This window comes from uncultured Neptuniibacter sp., assembly GCF_947498015.1.
In the GTDB taxonomy this organism is placed as follows: domain Bacteria; phylum Pseudomonadota; class Gammaproteobacteria; order Pseudomonadales; family Balneatricaceae; genus Neptuniibacter.
The window spans coordinates 35191-52176 of the sequence record NZ_CANMIR010000005.1 but is presented as its reverse complement, the minus strand read 5'-3'; the positions used below and the strand labels follow the sequence as shown (position 1 = coordinate 52176).

The window sequence follows — 16986 nt, the reverse complement described above, 5'->3', positions numbered from 1 at the left end:
CATCTCGCCAATAAATTTATCGCTACTCATCAATTTACTTGCCTCACAGCTTTCGTTGTCGCCGCCTGATCAGGCCAACATCCTGTTCACCTGCTCCTGCAGAAAGAGCTTCTTAACTTCAGCAACATGATCCCGAACCAATGCTATATTGCACGCTTTATCGGACATACACACCAAGACAAGTTCAGGCTTTAATATAAAACCACTCAGGCGCTTATCACCAATTTCCAGATGCGCTTCGTTATGCTTCGCGTTCATTCTGGCAACATTCAGGAACACATAATTGAATGCTTGCTTGGCGATGGTTTCATGATTTTTTTTATCTGGGGTAAACGATGAAGCCAACACCTCTTTACCCTGTAGCAAGCAACTATTCTCTATCACATTGGGCTTATCTACTTTATCGAGCAGCTCAATCATTGACGGCTCCACTGCAGAAGGTCTGATGCCTGTTGTTTAACGACGGTGATGCTGAGCTCTTTATCGGAACATAAACCCAGTGCCTGTTCCTTTTCCACGAAGACCGATAAGGTTTCCTGCTGAGGACCACACAACACCAGATCATCTATATGCCCCATAAAGGCAGCTTTGTTTTCTAAAGCAGCAACCAGATTAACCATAGACTTTAACAACTCCTTGTTTTGATTGTTCTCCACGTTTGAACTGATCACCTTGCGATCAGGCCCAAGGTGCATTGCCCCGGTAATACCACGAGTATTCATCGCTGCATCCAGCAGAGATACTTTCTCGATTGGGCTATCATCATCTTCGTCCTCATTTGCATTCGGCATGGTGCTGTTAACCGCCAAGCGCTCCTCGAGGGTTTTCCAATCTATGTCCCGCTCTCGTAGCCCTACCAGCTCTTTAACTACATTTAATACAGAGGAGGGGTCACGCGCATCAATAAATAAAACGGTGGTAAACAAACCCATCGATTTGAGTTCATTCATATAGAAATCATAATCAGGATCGGCTTGCTCATCAGAATGAGTCACCGCTATGATCAATCGGCGACGAACAATAAAGTCTCTGAACTCTTCAACATAGAAGCGGATATCTTTGAAGGGATCATTTCGGGTGTTATCGACCAGCAGCACCAGCCCCTCAGCATCATGGACCAGATCGCTCATCATGAGCTGCCACATGAATTTAAAGCGCTCCTGCCCGGGGGTACCGTAGAGATGCAACCGAGCAGTTTCGGAGAGGTCCAAAACACCGTAATCCATCGCAATGGTCGTTTTTTGCTTACGCCGTATTGCTGAGTCACTCACGCTGGCATCAGTATCGACTGTTTCGATATCACTCAACGATTTGATCGCTGTGGTTTTACCTGAGCACACAGACCCTGTGAAAAGAACTTTATAATCTGACATTCTAAATCCCTCATTGCATCTTACGTCTGTAAGGCAATGGACTATCTATTCCTTGAGAAAGCAACGCTTCCTGAAGCCGCAACCGCGCTGAGTTGATACGGCACATACTAAAGCGGGATATACGTTTGGGGTAAATGTAATTCTTAGCCTAAACCCTACAAGTTGCAACCCTGTTAATAAACTTCAACTCGTTACAACCGCCTTGATATGAACCAAATCAATATTTTTGAATGTTCTTTTCAGCAAAAAAGCCTCTTATAACCTAGGGGGTCATCAAGTAATCGGCAGATCAAAATACTGATCGGTAAAGGGTTCACCATCCAGAGTAAAGTGCCACCACTCCTGATGAAAAGGGACAAAACCATGCTGCATCATCACGGTTTGCAGCAAGAGTCGGTTCGCACGCACCTGGCCGGACAGATGCTCATAGTCAAACCAGGATTCAGGGCCAAAGAAATCAAATTCGGTCCCCATATCAAGCGGTAAACCATCCGCAAGATCAATAATTGTCAGATCCACAGTGCTTCCACGCGAATGACTGGAGTGCTTGATCAGATACCCCTGATTAAAGAGATCTTTCTTGTTTAGCCCCGGAAAAAACCGGCCTTGTGTAGGGCATTCACCCGGAGAACCGCACCACTCGATGAAATGATCAACAGCCCTTTGGGGGCGATATGCATCAAATACCATTAAGCCAAGGCCAAATGTATTTAATTGATGTTGCACGCGTTGCAGCGCCAGAGCCGCAGGCTTCGTGAGCAGGCAGCGTTCTGCCAGATACCCATTGATCACAGCACCTACAAAGTTATCCCCGGTAAAATACTTCATATCCAACCGGATCGAAGCATCGATGTCGTGCAGATCAACAAAAAAGTCAGGCAACGCTGCGTGCTTTTTCAATTCGTTATCCCTATTACTTACTCGATCCAGATCAAGCTGGCCATTCGCCCTGTTTGCCCATCTCGTCGATAGGAGTAGAAACGTTCAGAATCCGTATAGGTACACAGATCCCCACCGCTGATATGCACCACCCCCTGCTGCTCTAACTTTAATCGCGCCAAAGCATACAGATCAGCCATATACTTTTCCGGTGTATCAGGAACAGGGGTAAATGCTGAATCGGCTTGTTGCATCTGACGAGTAAAAGAATCCAGCACCTCTGGACCTACCTCAAAGGCATCTGGACCGATCGCTGGGCCAAGCCAGACATGCACCTTTGCTGGATCAGCAAAAATTTCCAGCGTTTTCTCCACAACACCATCAAGCAACCCCCGCCAACCGGCATGAGCAACGGCCACCTGTTTAGCCTGATCATCGGCAAAGAAAACCGGCAGGCAATCCGCCGTCATCACGATGCAGGCAAGTCCCTGCTCATCTGACCAGCAAGCATCCGCCTCTGGCACTGAACCATCATCGCTAGCCTTAACCAGACAGGTACCGTGGACCTGGTTTAGCCATTGGGGTTGACGCTCCAAACCCAGTTCAGCGAGTAACAGGGCACGATTTTGAGAAACAATCTCTGGGTGATCCTGTACATGATCCCCCAGATTGAGCCCCGCGTACCCCCCTGTACTGAAACCACCCGACCGCGTCGTTGTCACCGCTTTTACCCGTATAGGCGCATCCCAATTAGCAGTGATAAATTCCACGCGGATTACACCTCACTCTCTTGCTGAGCCGCATCTTGTTCAAGGACCCCCAATAGATGCTGAATATCATCAGGAAGATCCACTTCCCAGGACATCTGTTCCCCTGTATGGGGATGCCATAGCTCCAGTTTTTTAGCGTGCAGCGCCTGCCGTTTGAAATCACGCAACGCTTCAATCATCTCATCGCTGCACCCTTTAGGCAGTCTAAAACGACCGCCATACATCTGATCACCAATCAAAGGGTAATTAATATGTGCCATATGGACACGAATCTGGTGAGTTCGTCCGGTCTCCAGCTTCAGTCGGATATGTGTATGAGCCCTGAACTTTTTCAGTATTCTATAGTGAGTGACCGCTTCTTTACCCACCCCCACAACCGCCATCTTCTGACGGTTTTTAGAGTGCCGTCCCATCGGCTCATCAACAATGCCACCGCCGGTCATTACACCGTGAACGATCGCCTCATACTCACGCCCCATAGAGCGCTCCTGCAGCTGATCCACCAGCTCTGTCTGCGCTGCGATCGTCTTAGCAACAACCATAAGCCCGGTTGTATCCATATCAAGACGATGAACAATACCGGCACGTGGAACCTGAGCGATATCAGGGCAATGGAACAGCAGTGCGTTGAGCAGGGTACCATCCCGATGACCAACAGCAGGGTGAACCACCAAACCCGCCGGTTTATTAATAATGAGAATATGCTCATCCTCATAAACAATATCCAACGGAATACCCTGGGGCTTGTGATCTTCGATCACCTCCAGCTCGGCATCGATCTCGATACGCTCTCCCCCTAATAATTTGTCACGGGGGCGTTTCGCTTCGCCATCCACTTTCAGGGAACCATCCTTTATCCATCCCTGCAGACGAGAGCGAGAGAAATCAGGAAACAGCTGGGCTACAGCTTGATCCAGCCGCTTGCCTACCAGACTTTCATCGACTTGTGCTTCTAGTTGTATTTGGTCAGACATCAGAACCTGTCAGAACTTTGTGAATTGTTACGTCCGGGTCTGTTAACAGGCCCAATCAGTTGTGTTTAAATAGGCCGTTAAATTGCATTTAGCCTCTGTGCGTTCAGTATAACTGTTCAGGCCGGAGACTACACCGGGATAAAAATAAAGATGCGTATTACCAAGACTCTCGTTATCGCTCTGTTCTGCATAATGACAGCAGCCTGCTCGTGGTTTGAGGATGTTGAAAAATATCCTGATGTGCCGGAGCAGCAGTTATTCGATGAAGCGATGACGGCCATGGATGAATCCAACTATGACCTTGCCATTGAAAAGCTGCAACTACTGGAAGCGCGTTATCCATTCGGTCGCTTCTCAGAACAGGCGCAACTGGAACTGATCTACGCATATTTCAACAACTATGAACCGGAAGCTGCCCGTGCTTCTGCTGATCGTTTTATCCGACTGCACCCTAATCATGACAATATTGACTATGCCTACTATCTCAAGGGGCTGACTGCATTTGAACAGGATATCTCCTGGATCACTCAGTACCTGCCGATTGATGAGACCCAACGAGATCCTGGTGCCGCACTCGACTCCTTTGAAAGCTTCGCTACACTGGTTAACCGCTATCCAGAAAGTCAGTATGCCCCTGATGCACAGAAGCGTATGGTTTACCTCAAAAACCGTCTGGCCGCGTATGAAGTGCATGTGGGACGTTACTATATCCAGCGTGAAGCTTTCATGGCTGCGGCTAACCGTGGCCGCTATGTGATCGAAAACATGCAGGAGACACCCGCTGTACCGGATGCCCTTGCGGTCATGGTTGAAGCCTATACACACTTAGGTCAGCAAGATCTGGCGGCCGATGCACAATCTGTATTACAGGCCAACTACCCTGATTATCAATACACACCGATCTTTAAAGGGGAGAAGACTCTGTTTGATGCTGCCACCTTTGATCTGTTCAGCGATAACAAGGAACCTCCAGTGACCACCCCCGTACGGATGGGCAGTAGTGCACCAGCACCTGAACGTTCTCTCTTCAGTCGAATCACCTTCGGCGCATTTGATGACGATGAGAACGAAAAGCGTGATTCACAGTAAGCGATTATAAGGCACCCTAAGGTGCCTTTTTTCATTTACCCCATGTTCACTGTGCTACCCAACAGATTAGCGACCCAAAAGATAATTTGAGAGATGAACGATGCAGGCAGAAGCAATCATTAAAGAGATGAAGGTTTTACCTGAAATTGATCCTGCTTACGAGATTGAACGCCGGATCCTCTTTATTCAAAACACCCTAAAAAAATCAGGTATGAAATCACTGGTGCTGGGAATTAGCGGAGGGGTGGATTCCTCGACCTGTGGTCGACTAGCCCAGCTGGCTGTTGACGGGCTCAACCAGGAAGCTGATGAAGCCCATTATCAGTTTATTGCGATGAGACTGCCCTATGGTATCCAGCAGGATGAAGAGGATGCCCAAACCGCTCTGAGCTTCATCCAACCTAGCCACAACATTACGGTCAATGTAAAACCCAGTGTCGAAGGGATGCATGGAGAGGTCCTCTCATCCCTCCTGAATACTCATCTAAATACCGCATCAGAAGCCGCAGTCGATTTTGCCAAGGGCAACGTCAAAGCGCGTGCACGGATGATTGCACAGTATGAAGTTGCGGGGATTGTTGGCGCCTTAGTACTGGGAACCGATCACTCTGCCGAAAACATCACCGGCTTTTATACCAAATGGGGGGACGGTGCATGTGATCTGGCTCCACTATTTGGCTTAAGTAAGCGTCAGGTCAGACAAATTGCCAAAGCACTCGGCGCACCCGCCCTTCTGGTTGAGAAAACACCCACTGCAGATCTTGAATGTTTAGAGCCGCAGAAGGCTGATGAACAGGCCTTAGGACTCACTTACGATCAGATTGACGATTTCTTAGAGGGTAAAGCTGTAGAAGCTCAGGTCACAGAGAAGCTCACAAGTATCTACCTGAGAACTCAGCATAAACGCACCCCTATCCCAACCCTGTATGATTAAAAAAGGCCGCAGATTGCGGCCTTTTTATTATCTATCCATGCGGTAAGGCTCAGGTGAGATAATCGTTTCACGCTTAAGCAGGATATCCGCCAACAACCTGGTTGAAGCCGGCGCCAGTACCAAACCATTGCGATACTGACCCGCATTAATATAAAGGTTGCGATAACCGGTGACCTGGCCAATATAGGGAATTCCCTCCGGGGAACCCGGCCTTAACCCCGACCAGTGATGCTCTATCGGATACTCTGACAGTACAGGCACAATATCTAAAGCGGTCTCATAAAGCGACTTGGCTGCCTCTTCTGTCGTCCGCTTTTCAAACCCAATATGCTCAAGGGTACTGCCTACCAATACGCGCCCATCACTACGCGGGATCACGTAGCGTCCATCCTTGAGTACAACTCTGTTTACCAAACCCGGCTTTGCCTTAAACAGCATCATCTGCCCATGAACCGGCTCAACCGGCAGTGTTCTACCCACCAACTGTAAAAGTTCCGCACTCCAGGCACCGCCCGCAATAACCACCTGACCGGCTGAAAAGGTACCCTGCGAGGTTCTCACCCCAGTCACGACCTCTCCATCAGTCTCAATCGCTGTCACTTCCTGATGTTCCAGCAGATTGATACGAGGATTTTGCAACAAACTTTCACGAAGGGAGCGACCTAACCGAGGATTACGAATGCTGCTAACTTCCGGCATCCATAGTCCTTCTGTTAATCCCGCTTTCAGATTAGGTTCTTTCTGATAGAGAAAATCCGCATCAACTTTACGCAAAGGGCGATGAAATTTTTGCGCCCAGTCGAGTGCTTTCTTCTGATCATCTACTGAAACCATCAACATCCCCTTCTGCCTCAGTTCAGGGTCATATCCGGTTTCTTCAATGAGTTCTTGTGCCAGGTGCACATAACTACTCTGGGACCATGTCGCCAACTGAGTTACTGCCTCAGGGTAGCGCCAGGGATATAAAGGGGAAACAATCCCACCACCCGCCCAGGAGGACTCCTGAGCACAAGCCTTGCGATCCAGAACAGTAACATTTGCTCCCGCCTGCGAAAGCTCGCGGGCCAGCATCATACCGATAACACCGGCACCAATAACTAGGTAATCTTCCATCTAACCCCTGTAATACAATCACACAACGTATAAACAGATCATATAAAGCTACGGGCAATTAGCTACTTTCTTACCTACTACGAAATCATTATTGGAATAAGAAGTCACGTTAGTAGGACCAAAAGTGTAAGTTTTAAATTGCCCTGACGGACATATTGCTTTCTGCCCATTGACTGAAACGGAGATCGCAGCCTCATATAAATCCCCCGTTGTGACGGGCCCTATCACACAACTGTAGGTGTAATAATAAGGATCGGTACCACTAACATACGTCATCGTTAAATTCGCGCCATGCCCTGTAGAAGAACCGCAGGTAGGGGTTGCTAAATTATCCTGCCCATAAAAAGTAACATTACCTGATATGATGGCGGTGTATGTAGTGCCACTACCTGAGGCCCCAGATACAACTACAGGCAGAGGATTATAAGCCCCGCCTATCCAGTCACGCCCACCACTGATATCCGTAATATGGTTTTGCCAACCAGGGTAATCATTTTCTGCATTGTATGTATTCCCCAAAATCCCGGTATTACCCTGTGCCATTGAAGCTGTCACTGACGTAGTGCCTGTTGCCACAGCCTCAATCAATCCACGGTTGTAGGTTGAATCAATTGTTTGATTCGTCACAGTTGCGGTTGCAGGATCAGCCTCACTCCAATAACTTAGTTGAGTTGTATTCACCTCATTAAAAGGCACAAATTCCAACCAGGTATCTTCAGCTATGGAAGCTGCACTTAGTGTCAATAGATAATCTGCCAAGCCATCAACTGATTGGATATTATCTAGATATAATGATCGAGAAATAGATTCATCATCATCAGATAAAGTCAGGGTCAAGGATGGACTAGTTGTCAGTGTAGGAACAGAGACCGATGACGCCGACGCTGCCAGATCAACATTAAAAATCTGAGCCTTAACATAATCTTTCACATACTCTTTGTAATCACTTAAGCCACTTCCCGCGACACTTGCCAAATAGGTACTTGGAAATACATTCACTGCCCTTAGATTCCAATCCTGAACCAAACGATATATACCGTCTATTCGTTTAAATCGACAAGCTTCAAGGTATTCATCCCCGTCACCAGCTTCCTCTAGCAGAATTGGATCACTTGACGCATCAGCTATTTTATAATGTGGATGGTCAATACCGTCACTTTCGCCTCCAGTTGAAGCTGTTCCCGCATACGGACTATATTTTACATTCGATGAAGCTGAATCATGGTGATAGGCACAGCAACGCCCACAAAAATCTGACTGACTTTTACCACCCCCGATACTGGCTTCTGTTCCCCTCGCTGCACTGACAACACCTCCTAAAACCTCGATCAAGGGAGTATCAGCATCAATAAATTTTTGATAAGCAGGTGAAATACCCACCCCTAAATCAGTATCTAAAATGCATCGACAGTTAACGGTAACAAAGTCCTCTTGGATCAGTTGGACCTCTGTATTTGTATCCGTATAAGTAATTGTTTCAAAGCGGACTTGAGTACTTTGGCTTTTATTAGCCACTTCTGGCAGTGGCTTTGTCGTCTCTTTCAACTTTCCATCTGCCACATCTATTGCGATTACATCAGGAGCAACACCCGGGTTATATTCAACTTCAGGGGTCGATCCCCCTAAGGACGTATCATTCAGAGCTAAAGCTGATGCATTAGGATCGATACCAGCAATGATCGAAGATAACTGCACATTCCCATTTGTGGGCTCCGTCCAACTCACCGTTACTGTCACATCTTTATAGACATTGTAAAGAGGACCACTAACACCTGCTGAAGGTGTTCCTGCTGAAACGGTGTAATCCGTCACATTCCAGGCAACATTGAAATCATACGTCGACAATCCAGAGTTGACTGATACCGCTGTAGATGAGCTCGAAATATCTGAAAAGTATGACTGTCCTGCCGTACTTCCTGAAAGATTATCAAAGCCTCTCAAGTTCTCTAATGTTTGCTCAGCAACTGTCGTTGCTACTGCCCGCCGATCCGATTCAGATGCGGTCTGAAGAAATACTGATGACAGCTGAATCATTCCCAGAATGCCCACAACTGCAACCACGAGAGCCAGTAGAACCTCTATCAGGGTAAAGCCTGCAGAACTACGATTTTTCATACTATTCATTTTCATAATTCAATACCTAGTTGAAATCCGTCCAACTACCTGCCCTACGTCCAATCCCAAAGAATTCATTACCGGCGACATTTGATAATTTCTCGAGAATATTCTGGGAATAAACAAGGGTAAAACTACCATTGGGGAGATTTACATCAGAATTAACTAAAATCACACCATAAACTGTCGGACTGCCATTAATCTTGAGTTCGAAATCTTCAACAGGAGAGACTGTGTAAGTATCTGAAAATGCGAATACAATCCCAAAAACTTTCTGATTCGCATTAATTGTCAGGTCACCATGCACGACAATAATAACTGGTGAATCATAACTACCCACGCTATCGAGGGAACAATTGCCCTCCACCCAGATCAATGGCAACTCTCCACTCGCAAACACACTACCTGCATTCGCACCTAGAGCATTCAGCGCTGCACAGCTCATTTGATTGGCATAACTATCCCTAAATGTCACCCAATCTGTTCCGGGATGCCCAAAAGTATTTTGGAATACATCGGGTATCCCCGTATCCTCTACAACATCTACGCATTCTGACGGGTCCGATACATCCCCAGCTTCGCAAATTGTATTATCTGCCTGCTGGCATCGACAGTCATCACACTGTATAAAGCCATCAGAATGGGTTATTTTGGTCTCCGTGCTATTATTCCCTTCATAGAGGAACTCATCCATATTACAGGTCTGCCAAGATGCACCTCCCGTTGTGGTTCCCTGGTTCACCCATGCAGAGACCGGCACCCCTGTCCCTCCACCATTAGGGTTTGCCACAATAGAGAATGTACCGCTAGGAGGAAAGTTACCATTACTCATCAAAGGGGGAAGCTCACCAAAAGCGACTAAGGGAAAACGCCCGTACCCTTCAGAAACATTCGCGGAACCTGTTTGATCTAATGATTCGCCAATCGCCTGAATCGTAACGATGTCACTATTGATAACCCCTCGCACAGCAACACTCGCCCCATTAGCCATTGGAACCGGATATATGGTTCCATCTGCCCAGCTAGTTCCTTGATCCAAAAACATGAGAGCACCATAATCCAACCCTGCCTGACCATTATGCAACGCTTCCTTAGCACGATTAGCATTAGCTGCAGTTCTCGATTCCAGTAGGCCTATCTTCGTAATATAGATTGATACCAGAGTGATCATTGCCAACAGCACCACCGTCACCAAAAGTGTTGCTGCACCAAATTGTTTTGTATTTTGGCCCAATGTACGCATATTCAACGATCTGTTTTTATAGCTCATTACGAACCCTCACCTCATCTGTGAGCACCGTCCTGATATTAGCATCCAAACTCGAGGAGCCATCTAAAGTAATTGTAATCGTACGGTTGCTAGCGGCAGCAAAAGAGGCCGCCGTTGCCGGATAGGTCACAAATGTTAAGCTATTGATGGTTACCGTTTCTTCATCAGTTAAATCATTCCAAGATGACGCAGCAGGTGTACTACAATCGGCTCCAGATGCCAGTGCATTTAATGCTATTGTCTCAAGATCATCACCATTGAGACGATAACCAAAGAACTCCTCAACACCTGCGCTCCCATCTTCATCCAAGTCATAACTTAGGATCACACAATTCCCAAATACACCGACAGGGATGTTTCCGCTAATAGCTGATGCATGCGGATTGCTGGCAGGATTGGATCCATTCCAATATCCGGCACGTCGTATATCCCTGACCATCATATCCATTGCAATACGAAGATCCTGATTCAGTCGCATAGTTCTGATGGCCTGCGCATGACCACCAATTGAAGAGGTAAACATTGAGATCACAATGCCCATGACCAGCGTAGATAGCACCAGTGCTATCATCATCTCTATGAGCGTTAGGCCTTGCTGGCGTTTTAACATTCGTTATACCCCCAAGATGAGCCTGATGTTGCACACAACTTAGCCCGGCCTAATGGACTCAAAATTACCCTGAGCGCAGAGGTCCCTTTTGTAGAAGAAAAGAACAAAGATCCACTTGGACCTATAGTGCCCCTTACAGGATCAAAAGTAATAGTTGATCCGGCCAACGATGAAGCGAAGGTAACATTAGGGAAACTATCAGAAGAAGTGTAATGATCCACTCCATTGACCGTACACCCGGTTCCAGCAGAGCAATCACAGGTAGCAGCTGAAGCGGAATCAGTAATTCCGTAGCACCAGTCGGCAGTGTCTACCTCGATATAGATCGTCTCGCTTTGTTTCAGCGCTTCTGCGCGGGCATATTGGACATCAGAAAGGAAAGTATGTGCGGCGCCATCAATACGCCTTTTATCCATATGATCAAAAAGACCTGGCACACCTATCGTTGCCACGATAGTTAAAACAACTATTGTGATTAACAGCTCGAGCAAAGTAACGCCTTGCTGTTTAGTCCCTATCAACATCTACGTTCCTTTTAACCACAAATGACATAACCACCCCTCACCGTTTTCTGAAAGGCAATTACGTCATAATTTTCTAGACTTGGAATACTACATCTTTAATACTTACTCTACACCTAAGGATAGCAGTGATGGAATATAAAGTGAAAAGTAACGAAAATGGTTTTACTCTTATCGAAGTCATGATTGTTGTAGCAATTGTTGGCATCATAACTTTATTTGCGTATCCCGCATATCAAGACTACGTAAAAGAAGCCCGACGCGTAGATGCTCAATCGTTGTTACTTGATGCCCAGCTAAAACAGGAACGCTATCGAAGCTACAACAATACCTATTCCCCTTCAGCCGCATCACTTGCCGCCGCAAACCTTGGTCTAGCTGCCAGTACCTATTACAACATAACTACCTCAGGAGCGGCCAATACTTACACGGTTACCGCTACAGTTATCGCCGGAACACCTCAAGCAGACGATACAGAGGGAGGTGTAGCCTGCTCCCCATTAGAGATAGATGAAGCTAACAACCAAACACCTGCGGCTTGCTGGAAGAATTAACCCATCAACCAACGCTGATAATATCCACCTCAAACAGGATATTTTTGCCCGCCAGAGGGTGATTAAAGTCAACGGAGACCATCTTATCATCGAATTCGGCGATCACGCCGGGTAACTCTCCGTTGGCTGCATCTGCAAATGAGATGACCAGCCCCTGCTCCAGCTCCATACCTTCAAACTGACTCCGAGGGATATTCTGAATATTACTTGGGTTGGGCATTCCAAAACCATTTTCGGGAAGGATCTTCAGCACGTGTTGCGTACCTTCCTCTAAACCGAACAAAGCTTTTTCGAACCCTTCCAGCAAGTTACCATCCCCTACGGTAAATGTAGCGGGTTCGCCGTCAAAGTTTGAGTCCACAATCTGGCCATCTTCGAATTTGATTGCGAAATGCAGGGTGACTGTTTTACCCGGCCCAATTAATTTACTCATTCACTCTTCTCTTGTGAGTGGCTACGCTTCCTCTCAAGGAACAACATATCCAGAATTAATATGAAAGCACCGATAGTGATCGCGGTATCCGCCAGATTGAAGGCAGGGAAATAGTAATCCCCATAATGCAGAGAGATAAAATCAATCACATAGCCCTGCACTGCTCTGTCATAGAGATTACCGATGGCTCCACCTAAAATCAGTGCCAGTCCTAACCCCAACCACCAATGGATACGCGGCGTACGTCGCAGCCACACCACCAGCACAACACTGACAACAACCGCAATCAGCACAAAAAACCAACGTTGCCACCCCCCCGCTTCTGAGAGAAAGCTAAACGCGGCGCCGGTATTAAAAAGCAAAGTCAGATCAAAAAACGGAATGACTGGGTTTGGATCACCGTATTGCAGGTAATTAACAGCTAACTGCTTTGATCCCAGATCAAGCAATACAATCAGTAGGGAGAGCCATCCCCAGATCAGGCAGTGACCCTGATCTGGTTTTTGGTTTTCAGAAAGATCAGACATTATGCAAATTCGCGACTTTCGCCTTCACCCTCTACGTTTTCTACGCAACGGCCACAAAGCTCTGGATTATCAGCACTCTGACCAACGTCCTTGCTATAGTGCCAGCAGCGCGGGCATTTTTCAGCATCACTCTTAGCAACTTTTACCTGCAATCCTTCAAGGTCCGTAGCTTCCGCACCCTCAGCATCAGAGATCGGCGCTACAGCTGCTTTAGATGTAATCAGAACAAAGCGCAGCTCATCACCCAACTTACTCAAAAGTGCCAGTAGCGCGTCATCGCAGTACAGAGTCACTTCAGCCTCCAGACTACCACCTACGTTGCCGGTATTACGCTGCTCCTCCAGCTGTTTATTCACAGCTGTTTTCACAGACATAATCTGCTCCCAGAATGCAGTATCCAGCTCACTACTTTCAGGCAGCTTAACCAGCCCGTCATACCAGGTATCCAGGTGAACAGATACTGAACGCTCACCCGCTAGAGTTTTCCAGATCTCATCTGCAGTAAAGCTACAGATCGGTGCAATCCAGCGAACCAGCGCTTCAACGATATGATAAAGCGCAGTCTGCGCAGAGCGACGTGCCTGTGAGTCTGTCGCAGCGGTGTACTGACGATCCTTAATGATATCCAGATAGAAACCGCCCATATCCTGTGAGCAGAAATGGGACACTTTCTGGAATACCTGAAGGAACTCATACTGGTTATAGTGCTCAACCAGCTCATCCTGCAAGCGTGCCGCACGGTCAACCGCCCACGCATCCAGCGCCACCATACTTTCTGGCTTTACCATATGCTCTGTTGGTTCAAAACCACTCAGGTTTGCCAACAGGAAGCGAGCTGTATTTCGGATACGTCGATACGCATCAGCCGCACGCTTCAAAATATCATCGGAGCAAGTCATCTCTCCGCTATAGTCGGTTGAAGCCACCCATAGGCGCAGAATATCCGCACCGTACTTATTCATCACTTCCTGCGGCGCAACCACGTTACCCACAGACTTAGACATCTTGCGGCCCTGACCATCAACGGTGAAGCCGTGAGTCAATACTTGCTTATATGGCGCACAACCTTTGATTGCGATACCCGTTTTCAACGAAGACTGGAACCAGCCGCGATGCTGGTCAGAACCCTCCAGATACATATCGGCCGGGAACTCCAGATTGTCACGCTGATCGATGACTGAATAGTGAGTAACACCGGAATCGAACCACACATCCAGCGTATCAGTGACTTTCTCATACTGATCCGCTTCATCACCCAACAGTTCGTTAGCATCCAGATCAAACCACGCATCCATGCCTACTTTTTCAACTTCCAGAGCAACCTTCTCGATCAGCTCAGGCGTATTCGGGTGTAGTTGCTGAGTTTCTTTATGGATAAACAGGGCAATCGGTACACCCCAGGTACGCTGACGGGAAACACACCAGTCAGGGCTCTGCTCAACCATCGCTTCGATACGGTTCTGGCCCCAGCCTGGGAACCATTCCACACCTTTAATCGCATCCAGAGCGTCTTTTTTCAGACCTTTCTCTTCCATGCTAACGAACCACTGAGGCGTCGCACGGTAGATCAACGGCGTTTTAGTACGCCAGCAATGCGGGTAGCTATGCTGGAATTTGTGCTCCAGCACCAGCTTGTTATTCTCGGTCAGCAGAGCGACAACTTTATCATCCACCTTGTAAACATGCTCGCCGGCAAATACGCCAGCACCCTCACCTAGCACACCGGAAGCATTCACCAGGTTCATTGTGCCGATACCGTACTTACGGCCAACCTCAAAATCTTCCACACCATGGTCTGGTGCTGTATGGACTGCACCGGTACCTGCATCCAGAGTGACATGATCGCCCAGAATGACTGGGACAGTACGCTCATAGAACGGATGCTGAAGCGCAACATTCTCAAGTGCCAGACCCTGACAATGACCCACGATGCTGTACTCTTCAACGCCATAACGCTTCATCGCATCTTCAACCAGCCCTTCAGCCAGAAGGATGCGCTCAGCGCCCAAACCTAGATCCAGCTGCACCAGTACATAATCCAGCTCACCACCCAGCGACACCGCCTGATTGGATGGCAGGGTCCAAGGCGTTGTTGTCCAGATAATTACGGACGCTTCACCCTCACCGGACAGCTCATTAAAGTTTGCCAGGAAACCCTCTTGATCAACCGGCGTAAAGCGAACATCAATAGCTGTCGAAGTCTTATCCTGATACTCAACTTCCGCTTCTGCCAAAGCTGAGCCACCCACAACACTCCAGTAAACCGGCTTAAAACCTTTTACCAGATGCCCATTTTCAGCAATCTTACCCAGCGCACGAATGATGTTCGCTTCGGTATCGAAGTTCATCGTCAGATAGGGATTATCCCAGTCGCCAAACACGCCTAAGCGGATAAAGTCTTTCTTCTGACCTTCAACCTGACGAGCAGCATAGTCGCGGCACTTCTGACGAAAATCCTTATGGGAAAGTTTCACACCCGCTTTGCCGTGTTTAGTCTCTACTTTGTGCTCAATTGGCAGACCATGACAGTCCCAGCCCGGTACGTAGGGTGCATCAAAACCACTCATGGTTTTGGACTTGATAATTATATCTTTCAGAATCTTATTAACCGCGTGACCAATGTGAATATCACCATTGGCATAGGGAGGGCCATCGTGCAGCGTAAACTTATTACGGCCAGCACTCACTTCACGAATTTTCTGGTACAGATCCATTTTCTGCCAATCTTTCAGCATCTGTGGCTCGCGCTGAGCCAGATTGCCTCGCATTGGGAAAGCTGTTTCCGGAAGGTTCAGTGTTGCTTTGTAATCGGTCATGGTTTTTAAGTTCCGAATTAACGACTGGTACGGGAGAAATAGGCCCGCACTTCTTCAATATCTTTAAAAATCTGTTCTTTCAGCTGGTCTATACCGTCAAATTTACGCTCGTCGCGAATAAATCGCTTAAATTCAACAGTGAGCAACTGGCCATAAATATCTTCATCAAAATCAAAAAGGTGGGTTTCTAATACAGGCTGCTGTCCACAAACGGTCGGTCGCAACCCCACATTACAGACACCCCGGCAGCTTAAGCCTCGCCCTGTTACCTCGACAGCATAGACACCCCGTAGAGGACATGGGAAACGATGCATCCTGACATTAGCCGTCGGCACGCCAAGCTGACGGCCCAGTTTCTGCCCATGCATTACGCGCCCACTCACCGTATATCTTCGACCGAGCAACTCAGCAGCAGCATCAAGATCATTTTGTTCGAGCACCCGCCGCACCCTAGAACTGCTAACACGCTCAGACGCATTCAGAAAAGTTTCTGTATTAACGACTGTGAAGTCATGCGTTTCACCGGCCGCGCGTAACATCGCATAGTCACCTGAACGATCACAGCCAAAGCGAAAGTCATCACCCACCACGAAATGCTTAACAGCAAGGCCACGAAGGAGAAGCTCTTCAACAAATTGCTCCGCTGTCATCGCCCTCAGGCGGTCATTGAAAGTCAGACAGAGGTGCCGATCAATGCCTTCTGACTGCAGCAGACGATATTTTTCACTGAAACGAGTTAAACGTGGTGGGGCATTCAAGCCCGCAAAGAACTCCTGAGGCTGCGGTTCAAATGTTATTACGACTGAGGGCAGCCCCAGCTCTTTTGATTTGGCTTTCACCTGAGCCAGAACCTGACGGTGCCCGAGATGGACGCCATCGAAATTCCCGATCGTTGCTACGCAACCCCGGTGTTTTTCACGCAGGTTATGTAATCCGCGAATCAGTTCCATCAGGTAGTTATGCCATCACCAAAAATAAACGCGGCATTATAGCTCAGATAGTACCCAA

17 protein-coding genes are annotated in these 16986 nt (G+C 47.6%); 3 read left to right on the top strand and 14 right to left on the bottom strand.

Annotated elements, in window-relative coordinates; translation table 11 throughout:
• Nucleotides 1-69 precede the first annotated feature (69 nt).
• The 5 genes from Q0882_RS07890 to rluD all read right to left on the bottom strand — a co-directional run bounded on the left by Q0882_RS07890 (nucleotide 70) and on the right by rluD (nucleotide 3996).
• Nucleotides 70-420 (bottom strand): hypothetical protein, encoded by a 351-nt coding sequence (locus Q0882_RS07890; protein ID WP_299179868.1) that lies wholly within the window; start codon nucleotides 418-420, stop codon nucleotides 70-72.
• The gene (locus Q0882_RS07885; protein ID WP_299179865.1) at nucleotides 417-1373 is read right to left on the bottom strand and encodes an ATP/GTP-binding protein; all 957 of its coding nucleotides are present in this window, start codon (nucleotides 1371-1373) and stop codon (nucleotides 417-419) included. Before Q0882_RS07885 ends, Q0882_RS07890 begins: the two co-directional genes overlap by 4 nt.
• Nucleotides 1374-1646: 273 nt before the next feature.
• On the bottom strand, nucleotides 1647-2273 hold the full coding sequence (locus tag Q0882_RS07880) for a M15 family metallopeptidase (RefSeq protein ID WP_299179861.1): 627 nt from the start codon (nucleotides 2271-2273) through the stop codon (nucleotides 1647-1649).
• A 17-nt stretch (nucleotides 2274-2290) separates the two neighbouring features.
• A complete protein-coding gene (gene pgeF, locus Q0882_RS07875; protein ID WP_299179858.1) occupies nucleotides 2291-3022 on the bottom strand; it encodes a peptidoglycan editing factor PgeF in 732 nt (243 codons plus the stop codon).
• A 5-nt stretch (nucleotides 3023-3027) separates the two neighbouring features.
• Nucleotides 3028-3996, bottom strand: a complete 969-nt coding sequence (rluD, locus tag Q0882_RS07870; RefSeq protein ID WP_299179855.1) for a 23S rRNA pseudouridine(1911/1915/1917) synthase RluD — start codon at nucleotides 3994-3996, stop codon at nucleotides 3028-3030.
• Nucleotides 3997-4146: 150 nt separating this feature from the next.
• Between rluD and Q0882_RS07865 the strand changes: the two genes are divergently transcribed.
• Complete coding sequence (locus tag Q0882_RS07865; protein ID WP_299179853.1) at nucleotides 4147-5085, top strand: outer membrane protein assembly factor BamD; 939 nt, start codon at nucleotides 4147-4149, stop codon at nucleotides 5083-5085.
• Nucleotides 5086-5185: 100 nt separating this feature from the next.
• Nucleotides 5186-6019 carry an ammonia-dependent NAD(+) synthetase gene (nadE, locus tag Q0882_RS07860; RefSeq protein WP_299179851.1) on the top strand — a complete coding sequence of 278 codons (834 nt, stop codon included), beginning with the start codon at nucleotides 5186-5188 and terminating at the stop codon, nucleotides 6017-6019.
• 27 nt (nucleotides 6020-6046) lie between these two features.
• Here the strand turns inward: nadE and thiO are convergent, their stop codons facing one another.
• From thiO to Q0882_RS07835, 5 genes are read right to left on the bottom strand one after another with little or no spacing between them, the layout of a single operon-like run.
• Nucleotides 6047-7132: a glycine oxidase ThiO gene (thiO, locus tag Q0882_RS07855; protein WP_299179848.1), complete on the bottom strand. Its 1086-nt coding sequence runs from the start codon at nucleotides 7130-7132 to the stop codon at nucleotides 6047-6049.
• Nucleotides 7133-7180: 48 nt separating this feature from the next.
• Nucleotides 7181-9262, bottom strand: coding sequence for a prepilin-type N-terminal cleavage/methylation domain-containing protein (locus tag Q0882_RS07850; protein ID WP_299179846.1), 2082 nt, complete (start codon nucleotides 9260-9262; stop codon nucleotides 7181-7183).
• 10 nt (nucleotides 9263-9272) lie between these two features.
• Nucleotides 9273-10517, bottom strand: a complete 1245-nt coding sequence (locus Q0882_RS07845) for a pilus assembly PilX N-terminal domain-containing protein (protein WP_299179844.1) — start codon at nucleotides 10515-10517, stop codon at nucleotides 9273-9275.
• Nucleotides 10507-11127 (bottom strand): PilW family protein, encoded by a 621-nt coding sequence (locus tag Q0882_RS07840; RefSeq protein ID WP_299179841.1) that lies wholly within the window; start codon nucleotides 11125-11127, stop codon nucleotides 10507-10509. Before Q0882_RS07840 ends, Q0882_RS07845 begins: the two co-directional genes overlap by 11 nt.
• Entirely contained in the window at nucleotides 11121-11651 is a 531-nt protein-coding gene (locus Q0882_RS07835) for a GspH/FimT family pseudopilin (protein ID WP_299179838.1), read from the bottom strand. Before Q0882_RS07835 ends, Q0882_RS07840 begins: the two co-directional genes overlap by 7 nt.
• Nucleotides 11652-11779: 128 nt before the next feature.
• Between Q0882_RS07835 and Q0882_RS07830 the strand changes: the two genes are divergently transcribed.
• Nucleotides 11780-12202 (top strand): type IV pilin protein, encoded by a 423-nt coding sequence (locus Q0882_RS07830; protein WP_299179835.1) that lies wholly within the window; start codon nucleotides 11780-11782, stop codon nucleotides 12200-12202.
• Nucleotides 12203-12206: 4 nt separating this feature from the next.
• Here Q0882_RS07830 and Q0882_RS07825 read toward each other — a convergent pair whose 3' ends face one another.
• Genes Q0882_RS07825 through ribF form a run of 4 tightly spaced genes read right to left on the bottom strand, consistent with a single transcriptional unit; the run spans nucleotide 12207 to nucleotide 16928 of the window.
• Nucleotides 12207-12635, bottom strand: coding sequence for a peptidylprolyl isomerase (locus Q0882_RS07825; RefSeq protein WP_299179833.1), 429 nt, complete (start codon nucleotides 12633-12635; stop codon nucleotides 12207-12209).
• Complete coding sequence (gene lspA / locus Q0882_RS07820; protein WP_299179831.1) at nucleotides 12632-13162, bottom strand: signal peptidase II; 531 nt, start codon at nucleotides 13160-13162, stop codon at nucleotides 12632-12634. Before lspA ends, Q0882_RS07825 begins: the two co-directional genes overlap by 4 nt.
• Nucleotides 13162-15978 carry an isoleucine--tRNA ligase gene (gene ileS / locus Q0882_RS07815; RefSeq protein WP_299179828.1) on the bottom strand — a complete coding sequence of 939 codons (2817 nt, stop codon included), beginning with the start codon at nucleotides 15976-15978 and terminating at the stop codon, nucleotides 13162-13164. Before ileS ends, lspA begins: the two co-directional genes overlap by 1 nt.
• 17 nt (nucleotides 15979-15995) lie before the next feature.
• A complete protein-coding gene (gene ribF / locus Q0882_RS07810) occupies nucleotides 15996-16928 on the bottom strand; it encodes a bifunctional riboflavin kinase/FAD synthetase (RefSeq protein ID WP_299179825.1) in 933 nt (310 codons plus the stop codon).
• Between the last annotated feature and the right edge of the window lie 58 nt (nucleotides 16929-16986).

Bases quoted from the DNA above. Each gene is read 5' to 3' on its own strand.
- Q0882_RS07885 (WP_299179865.1), bottom strand. From the start codon at position 1,373: ATGTCAGATTATAAAGTTCTTTTCACAGGGTCTGTGTGCTCAGGTAAA.
- rluD (WP_299179855.1), bottom strand. From the start codon at position 3,996: ATGTCTGACCAAATACAACTAGAAGCACAAGTCGATGAAAGTCTGGTA.
- Q0882_RS07890 (WP_299179868.1), bottom strand. From the start codon at position 420: ATGATTGAGCTGCTCGATAAAGTAGATAAGCCCAATGTGATAGAGAAT.
- thiO (WP_299179848.1), bottom strand. From the start codon at position 7,132: ATGGAAGATTACCTAGTTATTGGTGCCGGTGTTATCGGTATGATGCTG.
- Q0882_RS07845 (WP_299179844.1), bottom strand. From the start codon at position 10,517: ATGAGCTATAAAAACAGATCGTTGAATATGCGTACATTGGGCCAAAAT.
- Q0882_RS07835 (WP_299179838.1), bottom strand. From the start codon at position 11,651: ATGTTGATAGGGACTAAACAGCAAGGCGTTACTTTGCTCGAGCTGTTA.
- Q0882_RS07850 (WP_299179846.1), bottom strand. From the start codon at position 9,262: ATGAAAATGAATAGTATGAAAAATCGTAGTTCTGCAGGCTTTACCCTG.
- Q0882_RS07865 (WP_299179853.1), top strand. From the start codon at position 4,147: ATGCGTATTACCAAGACTCTCGTTATCGCTCTGTTCTGCATAATGACA.
- ileS (WP_299179828.1), bottom strand. From the start codon at position 15,978: ATGACCGATTACAAAGCAACACTGAACCTTCCGGAAACAGCTTTCCCA.
- lspA (WP_299179831.1), bottom strand. From the start codon at position 13,162: ATGTCTGATCTTTCTGAAAACCAAAAACCAGATCAGGGTCACTGCCTG.
- Q0882_RS07830 (WP_299179835.1), top strand. From the start codon at position 11,780: ATGGAATATAAAGTGAAAAGTAACGAAAATGGTTTTACTCTTATCGAA.
- Q0882_RS07825 (WP_299179833.1), bottom strand. From the start codon at position 12,635: ATGAGTAAATTAATTGGGCCGGGTAAAACAGTCACCCTGCATTTCGCA.
- nadE (WP_299179851.1), top strand. From the start codon at position 5,186: ATGCAGGCAGAAGCAATCATTAAAGAGATGAAGGTTTTACCTGAAATT.
- ribF (WP_299179825.1), bottom strand. From the start codon at position 16,928: ATGGAACTGATTCGCGGATTACATAACCTGCGTGAAAAACACCGGGGT.
- Q0882_RS07840 (WP_299179841.1), bottom strand. From the start codon at position 11,127: ATGTTAAAACGCCAGCAAGGCCTAACGCTCATAGAGATGATGATAGCA.